General features: G+C 39.8%; 6 protein-coding genes. 1 reads left to right on the top strand and 5 read right to left on the bottom strand.

All coding sequences use genetic code 11. The features are described from left to right. Positions 1-119: 119 nt before the first annotated feature. The 4 genes from MT390_RS16520 to MT390_RS16535 all read right to left on the bottom strand — a co-directional run bounded on the left by MT390_RS16520 (position 120) and on the right by MT390_RS16535 (position 6,254). Complete coding sequence (locus tag MT390_RS16520; protein WP_499442193.1) at positions 120-1,460, bottom strand: DUF2254 domain-containing protein; 1,341 nt, start codon at positions 1,458-1,460, stop codon at positions 120-122. Between the two features lie 173 nt (positions 1,461-1,633). Beyond that, complete coding sequence (locus tag MT390_RS16525) at positions 1,634-2,065, bottom strand: hypothetical protein (RefSeq protein ID WP_346774322.1); 432 nt, start codon at positions 2,063-2,065, stop codon at positions 1,634-1,636. Positions 2,066-2,414: 349 nt separating this feature from the next. After that, entirely contained in the window at positions 2,415-4,010 is a 1,596-nt protein-coding gene (locus tag MT390_RS16530; RefSeq protein WP_499442195.1) for an isocitrate lyase, read from the bottom strand. Positions 4,011-4,097: 87 nt separating this feature from the next. Continuing rightward, positions 4,098-6,254 carry a malate synthase G gene (locus MT390_RS16535; RefSeq protein WP_499442196.1) on the bottom strand — a complete coding sequence of 719 codons (2,157 nt, stop codon included), beginning with the start codon at positions 6,252-6,254 and terminating at the stop codon, positions 4,098-4,100. 239 nt (positions 6,255-6,493) lie between these two features. Between MT390_RS16535 and MT390_RS16540 the strand changes: the two genes are divergently transcribed. Further along, entirely contained in the window at positions 6,494-8,032 is a 1,539-nt protein-coding gene (locus MT390_RS16540) for a DUF3612 domain-containing protein (protein WP_499442197.1), read from the top strand. A gap of 76 nt (positions 8,033-8,108) precedes the next feature. Here the strand turns inward: MT390_RS16540 and MT390_RS16545 are convergent, their stop codons facing one another. Then, complete coding sequence (locus MT390_RS16545) at positions 8,109-8,462, bottom strand: hypothetical protein (RefSeq protein WP_499442199.1); 354 nt, start codon at positions 8,460-8,462, stop codon at positions 8,109-8,111. Between the last annotated feature and the right edge of the window lie 53 nt (positions 8,463-8,515).

The raw sequence follows: 8,515 nt of genomic DNA on the forward strand, positions 1-8,515 counted from the left end.
ATACTTAGGCTTTGAAATATGGGGCTCTGAAATATTGAGAGTCTGTCATGTTTAAGCTCTTAAACTTGCCGTGTTTAAGCTTATACTCGAATCCATTAGGTATAAGCATATAAGCAAAGTTATTGCTTGCCCGTGTGTTTTGAAAAGCTGGCAGCTTTTTCAACAATTGCAATGTCTTCCTCCACATCAAGGGCGAGTCGAGCACGCTTTAATGCTAAACGCGCATGGTATAATGCCGCCTCATTCATTTCAGTATCTCCGATCGCAGACAAGGTATTCAATGCTTTTTGTAAACGCACTGACACTTCTATAGCGCCCGCACCATCACGTGCAATGGCTGTGAATGCATCATCAAACATATCTTGTACGGAAAGAGTGGGGACCGCTATTCGGTCATATTTGCATTGCTCTTCCTCACTTTCTGTTTCTTTATCTGGGTGAATAGTCGCCCCATTCCACAGGGTTAATAATCGTAATAGAGAGCCGATAACGTTGATCGCCGTGCCCGAATCATTGACTGCAGGCGATAGGGCACGAGCAGCTATTTCAGATAAAACCACCAGACCAAAACGAGGATCATCTTCAAACAGTCGATTATTTCCAATCTGAAACGCTTTAATCACCCTGCTGCAGTCGACGGCTGATTTGTCATGGGATAATTTATTCTGTGGAGCGCTATTGACCAGATGATTAGAAGTACTGATGTAAGCTAATGCGCTATCCGGAGCGGCGAGCGTTCCGGGTAGCGCAGCAATTAAAACTTGTGAGTGAGTTTCTTCAGCCCAACTTTGAATTGCCGCCATATCAATATGTTGAACATATCCGACGCTGGTGGCAAATATTGGCTGTCCTTGTAACTCGGTACTCGTTTCTGGCATCGCACACAAAGTGGGGTATTTTTTTCGCTGTTGTAAAGCTCGCTCAGTGGCTTTTTCAACTTTATCTATGGTTGAGCCAAGCCTTCCTAAGCGAGCAATGTTATCTACCCAACGTACAAAAGTGACAATCACGATGGCGAAAACCATTGCAGTGAGAATAAATAATATGAATAAACCAGATTTTTCAAAGTAAGCATTTTTAACTGCCATTAATGCTACTACGCTAAAAATAAAAGCACCTACAAAGGTCGATAATGCATTTTGTGATACATCATCTGCGACCACTAAACTAAAGGATCGTGGTGTTGCTGTATTACTGGTTGATGCATAGGCTGATACCATTGAAGATACAGAAAAAGTGGCGATCATTAACATGCTGCTTGCCATGATAGCTAATAGTGTTTCGATTGAGTCCAGCGTTACTTCGGGAACAAAGTCTGCTAACCCACTGTCATCAGCCAGTTTTGCGGTAAAAACCGCTACAATCGATATTAAACAAACGGCTAATGGTCTGACCCAAAGGCGTTCTCGCAATCTATTGAGTAAAAAGCGCAAACGATCTGTTGAAATAGGAGATTGCATGGTGATTTCCTTTACGCTGCCTAATGAGAATGGAGAGTGTAGGTTTTTATGCCTATGTTGATGACAATGCTCATAATACAAAAAAATACAGTAATTTACATTTACTTGATCTTCAATGATTTATTCTATTTTCAGCAATTGTTTGATTAAACTGTGTCGTGGGTAGGGATTTGCTAATTCAACTCTTTATTATGGAGAGGATATGAAGCTTCCTTGTGCTGATTTTTGTTCTGGCGGCTTTCAACACTAATTTCGACGCTACTTTGAATGCTATTTTCGATGCTATTTTCAATATTACTTTCAACACTGTTGATTTCAATACTATTTTCAAAACAACCTTTATAATGACTTTTAGTTTCGTTATGGGGAGTGTGTGCAGCCTTTATATCGGCTTCACGCTTCATTAATAGAATGGTCAAAAATATTTTAGTGGGTAAGGAAAATATGAATCCTATTGCGATACAGGTTGCACTGATAATAATGCCTGTGACACCAAGTTGATGCATTTTTTCACTGAACAAGTGTAAGTAAATACCCAATGCGATTAAACATAAGCCGATAGTAATTGATATTTTTAGCATATTTAATAACGTATTTTGGGTCATTGATAGATTAACTTTCATTGCCAATAAGTATTAAGAAACATATCTTTTTTAAGAGCAAAAGAAGTTAAGCTACATCAATACCAGCTAAATAATTTTCAGCTCTTTGATTATTTTTTGTGTTTTTCTGTTTTTAGTCACTTAATCTAATTAGGCTCTGGCTACTATTCTTATTTCTATTTTTATTCCTATTGCCATAAAAAAACCAATCACTTGGATTGGTTTTTGTTGAGCGGCAAAGCCTGTCATTATTGCCTTACCTGCTTTACTTATCGTCATCACTTATCGGCGATTGCTTATCGACAAGAGCCTATAAACCAGAGCTTATGGACAAGCACTTATAGACAACTTCTTATGAAAACTGACTCATTGTATTATTGACACCGGATGCTTTCAGCGCTTGATCTCCAGAGAAGTATTCCTTGTGATCATCACCAATGTTAGAGCCGGACATGTCTTGATGTTTCACAGAAGCTAATCCTTCTCTGATCTCTTTGCGTTGAACATTATCAACATAAGCTAGCATGCCTCGTTCACCAAAGTACTCTTTTGCCAAGTTATCAGTAGAAAGTGCCGCCGTGTGATAAGTCGGTAAGGTGATCAAGTGATGGAAAATCCCAGCCTGTTGTGACGCTTCCTGTTGGAAGTTTTGGATTTTAAAATCCGCTTCTATTGCTAATTCGGTAGCATCGTACAACTGACTCATTAAATCGCCACGTTGATATGAGGATAAGTCTTTACCTGCAGCTTGCCATGCATCAAATACTTGTTGACGGAAGTTAAGCGTCCAGTTAAATGACGGGCTATTGTTGTAAACTAATTTTGCATTTGGTACCACCTCTCTAATACGGTTTACCATGCCCGCAATTTGTTGCACGTTAGGCGCTTCTGTTTCAATCCATAATAGGTCTGCACCGTGTTGCAATGAGGTGATGCAATCTAATACCACTCTGTCTTCGCCCGTATCAGCTTTGAAGCGTACTAAACCATTTGCCAAACGATGTGGTTTAATCAGTTCTCCGCCTCGACTTAATACCATGTCACCGGATTGTAATTGGTCTAATGATGTTAACGATTCACCATCAATAAAATCATTATATTGCTCAGCCAAATCACCAGGATATTGCGATACAGGAATTTTTTGAGTTAAATCTGCTCCTAATGAATCTGTACGCGCAACAATAATTCCATCTTCTACACCCAGTTCCATAAACGCGTAGCGTACGGCATTAATTTTTGCCAAGAAATCTTCGTGTGGTACCGTAACTTTGCCATCTTGATGACCACATTGTTTTGCGTCAGAAACTTGGTTTTCAATTTGAATACAACATGCACCGGCTTCAATCATCTTTTTCGCTAATAGGTAAGTTGCTTCTTCGTTACCAAAACCGGCGTCAATATCGGCAATGATTGGCACAATATGTGTTTCAAATTCATTGATACGTTTATGAATGGCCTGTTGTGCTAATTGATCACCACTCTCGACTGCACTGTCTAACTCCTGAAAAACATGGTTTAACTCTCGTGCATCTGCTTGCTTGAGGAAGGTATATAACTCCTCGATAAGCATAGGCACAGTGGTTTTTTCATGCATTGATTGATCGGGTAGTGGACCAAACTCGGAACGCATCGCTGCTACCATCCAACCTGACAAATACAAGTAAGTACCTTTAGTGGTTTGAAAATGCTTTTTAATGGAGATCATTTTCTGTTGACCTATAAAACCATGCCAACAACCTAATGACTGCGTATAGTTGCTGCTGTCAGCATCATAGGCATCCATATCTTGACGCATTATTTTGGCAGTATACTTGGCAATATCTAACCCCGTTTTAAAACGGTTTTGTAAGCGCATACGTGCAATATATTCCGGATTAATGGCATTCCACGTTTGTCCTTGTTGTTCAGTAAACTGGCGAGCATTATTTGTTTCAGTTCTATAGTTCATGATATTTCTCCATTTGATGTCATTAAGTTATGTAAGCACTTTAAGGGGGTTATAAACGCTAGCGAAAATTGGAAAGAGCAATAGGCGCTAGTGATTTTTGGCAAATAATCGATATTCATGTAATAAAGGTTCGGTATATCCGTTAGGTTGTTGTGCGCCTTTAAAGATTAAATCTCGGGCGGCTTTGAATGCCATATTGTTAGAAAAATTCGGCATCATATTTTGGTAACCCGCAACGCTTTGGTTTTGTGTATCCACTATGCTGGCCATATTCTGTAAAACTTGCTCAACCTGCTGGGCATTACATATATTGTGATGTAACCAGTTGCAGATATGCTGACTAGAAATGCGTAATGTCGCGCGGTCTTCCATTAAACCTGTGTTGCTAATATCTGGTACTTTTGAGCAACCCACGCCTAACTCAACCCAGCGCACCACGTAGCCTAAAATCCCTTGAATATTATTTTCTAATTCGCTGATAATTTGATCTTCAGTTAGTACCATAGATGCAGGCATCACAGGCATGCGCAACAAATCGCGTAATTTTGCTGCTGGCTGTTGTTGAATTACTTTCTGCTGCTTAAAGACATCAACACTGTGATAATGCAATGCGTGTAAAGTAGCCGCAGTGGGCGAAGGAACCCAAGCTGTATTAGCACCCGATTGCGGGTGTGCTATTTTTTGTTGCATCATTTGTTGCATTTCATCGGGCATTGCCCACATGCCTTTACCTATTTGTGCTCGGCCACTAAAACCACAACGTAATCCAACTTGTACATTATTGTCCTCGTAAGCCTGGATCCAAGGTTGTTGTTTGATTTGAGCTTTTGGATAAAACGGACCGGCTTCATTACTGGTATGGATTTCATCACCTGTACGGTCTAAAAAGCCGGTGTTAATAAATACCACACGTGATTTTGCCGCTTTGATGCAGGCTTTTAAATTAAGTGTGGTTCTTCGCTCTTCATCCATAATGCCCATTTTAATGGTGTTCTCTGGCAGGTTTAACATCTGTTCAACACGTTCGAAAAGCAGATTAGTAAAAGCAACTTCATCGGGACCGTGCATTTTGGGCTTAACGATGTAGATACTGCCAGTGCGTGAATTACGTAGCCCAGATGTTTTTTGCAAATCGATGCTTGCAATCAATGAGGTCACTACCGCGTCAACAATGCCTTCCGGCGCATTGTTACCAGCGCTGTCTTTAATCAGCTCAGTGCCCATTAAGTGCCCAACATTACGTACTAGTAGTAATGAGCGGCCATGCACGTTATAGGGGCAACCGCTTTTATCGGTGTAACTACGATCTGGATTCATATTGCGAGTGATTAACTGATCTTGCTTTTTAAACGTCGCGCTTAAGTCTCCGTTAATTAACCCTAACCAATTTTTATAGGCATCAACTTTATCTTCCGCATCAACGGCCGCAATAGAGTCCTCAAAGTCGACAATCGTTGTTAGAGCCGATTCAACTTCAATATCATCAATATTTGCAATATCGTTTGCACCTATTTTTCCGTATTTATCAATGGTGATGCCGACATGTAAGCCATTGTTTTTAAGCAGTAAATATTTTGGTTCATGTTTTGAACCATCGAAGGCCACAAATTGACAAGGACTACGTAAACCACTTTCTGAACCATCAGGGAAAAAAGCTAACAGATGTTGAAAATAAACTAAGTAGCTAGACACATCTTTGTGCGAACCGTTATTCAATGGGAAAGCTTCATCTAAAAATGTTTTAGCAGCATCAATAACACTTGCACCACGTTGAGCATCAAAGCCTGACTCTGTAGAAAGTGGTGCGATTGCATCGGTACCGTAATAGGCGTCATATAAACTGCCCCATCTTGCATTGGCCGCATTTAATGCAAAGCGTGCATTTTGAACTGGCACTACTAATTGTGGTCCCGCCATGGTTGCAATCTCCGCATCAACATTTTCTGTTTCGATACAAAAAACTTCTACTTCAGGTTGCAAGTAACCAATCTCGCGTAAAAAAGCTTCGTATTCAGTCGGGTCATTTGCTGGGTTATTACGGTGCCATTGATTGATTTGTTGTTGCATGTTTTTACGAATGCTAAGTAAGTTGACATTCTGTGGCGTTAGGTCACTGATCAAACTATTAAAGTCATACCAAAAATTAGTCGGACTAATCTCTGTGTGGGGTAGTACTTGGTTATTGATGAAATCGTAAAAACCAAGATCTATTTGATTTTGTTGCTGTTGTAGTAGGCTCATCATTTAATTCCTTATATGGGTTAGTTAATGCGTTGTTTGTGATTGTTGAAAACCGATTCCTGAAAACCGACAGTTGAAAACTGCTTGTTAGCTCTCGTTGTTCACGAACTTGGATCACAAACTTGCTTTTCATCGCGTTAACCGTTCACTACTCATTGTTTGCTTTGTGACCGATGTGAGAGATATTAGATTATTTTTTTATATAATTTCACAAAGAAAATTACACAGTGTGAATTTTACAAATGAAATCAAATAAAAGTTTAACTAGACAGTCGCATTTTCTCGGTACAAAAATCCGTAACTTACGGAAACGTAACCATTTAACCTTGGATGACTTATCATCTAGGTGTGTAAAATTAGCACCTGAAAATGCACCATCCGTTTCTTACCTTTCTATGATAGAACGCGGAAAACGTATCCCTAGTGAAGAAATGCTAGAGGTAATTGCACAGGTTTTTCAAAAAAACGTGCAATGGTTCTTAGATGATGCACCCGCGCCCGATGAGTTAACGCCTGAAAAGGGGAGTCGAGGCGGCATTAGCGGCATGGCGCTTGAGCCTAGCTTTTTGTTTTCTCAAGATATTCTGCAAATAGCGATTCCTGAAATGCTGTCTCAAACGGGTACCACGGGACGCCAATTTGCACATTTATTAATACGTGCTTACCAAGAGCACCATCAAAATCATTTTCCCGACTTAGAGCGTGCTGCAGAAGAGGTTGGGCAAAAAAGAATGCCGTTATATGTGGAAGATCTACAAGAAATTGCTGAGCAGAAAGGATTAAGTATTCGCTGGTTTAGTGATCTTAAAGATCAAAAGAACTTATCGGAGGACGAACAATCTCAAAGTATGAAAAGCATGGTGACTTCTTATCTACAACCACCATCTACTGTGTATTTAAATAAGAAATTGAAAAAAAATTCGGCACGTTTGAAATATGAATTAGCTGTACATATTGCACACTGTGTTTTACATAACAATGACGGTGAAAAAAGCATTATGGTCGCGGGGGATAGAGCCCAATATGATGTGCAAAAGAAACGACCAAACAGTTCGCCCCCATCTACTCAGTTAGAATCCCAGGATATTTTACACGCATGGCGTGATTTTGAATGCAGCTTTTTTGCCGCGGCTTTGTTATGCCCTAAAGTGGCTTTTAGACAATTGTTAGATAGACACGGTTATGAAATCAATATCGGTAAAGTGATTGATGTTTCTTCATCGGTAGTGATGCGCAGAATGACCGCGGTGTCAGCTTATCCTCACTGGCATTATTTTGATGCCTATAGTCCCGGTAAACTAAAAGCGGTATATCGTGGTAATGGTATTCCACTACCTTGGGGAAATATGCGTATTGTTAATGACCCTTGTCAACATTGGTCTGTGTTTCGAATGCTCGCGGCTAATCAGGAAGGCACTGCCGCACAGTTATCTATTCTTAATGACGGTGATATACCAAAAATCTATTGTTGTGAGTCGATTAAAGTTAAAGATTTAACCGATGCATCGCATGTTTTGTGTGCAGGCATTGAGTTAAGTCCTGCGATCACTGCGCAAGGCTATGACGCGTTAGCTTTAGTTAATGAATTAAAAAAATTGTGTATTGAGAATGGTGGTGAAGCGGTGATCCCCGCGCATATTAAAAAGGTGTTAATTGCCGTTGCACGTATTCTTAATATTAATTGGATAGAGCGAGGGATCGAAGAAAAAGCACGTTTAATCTGCTCGCGTGGGGCAGTTTGTCCACGTAAACCTGGATGTTACTCAATACCAAAAATGTAATGTTGCTCGCATTACATTTTTGGCGCTTTAGAGACGATGCTATTTTAACTAGTTTTTATTATTTAGGTTTACCCTATTAGGGCTGTAATAAGAGGGCGGCAATAAGAGGGGATGAGATTAATAGTATGGCCATCGATAAAAATAGATACACAACGACTAAAAATAGTCTGTGTTTTTTTCGGTTGTAGGGTACTGGTTTGCCTGTTAGTAAATCTGTTTGATAGTAGTATTTAGCCGTCAACATTCCCACTAAACAGATTAAATAAGCACTTAATAAAACTAATGCCCAATAACCATCTATTTTCACTAAAAATCCTGCTAATACGGGTAATAAGATGGCTGCACCCATGCACATTAACCAGAGGGTTAATATAGAGAAATCACTTAACCATTTAAACTGGCGGGCTAATAATTTGGGAAGGTATTCCATTATATTTCCTGTTCATAGGTTAACGGTTTTAAAAGTGATGTTATGTTTTTGTA

The organism is Vibrio sp. 2-Bac 85, assembly GCF_037546705.1.
In the GTDB taxonomy this organism is placed as follows: Bacteria; Pseudomonadota; Gammaproteobacteria; order Enterobacterales; family Psychromonadaceae; genus Psychromonas.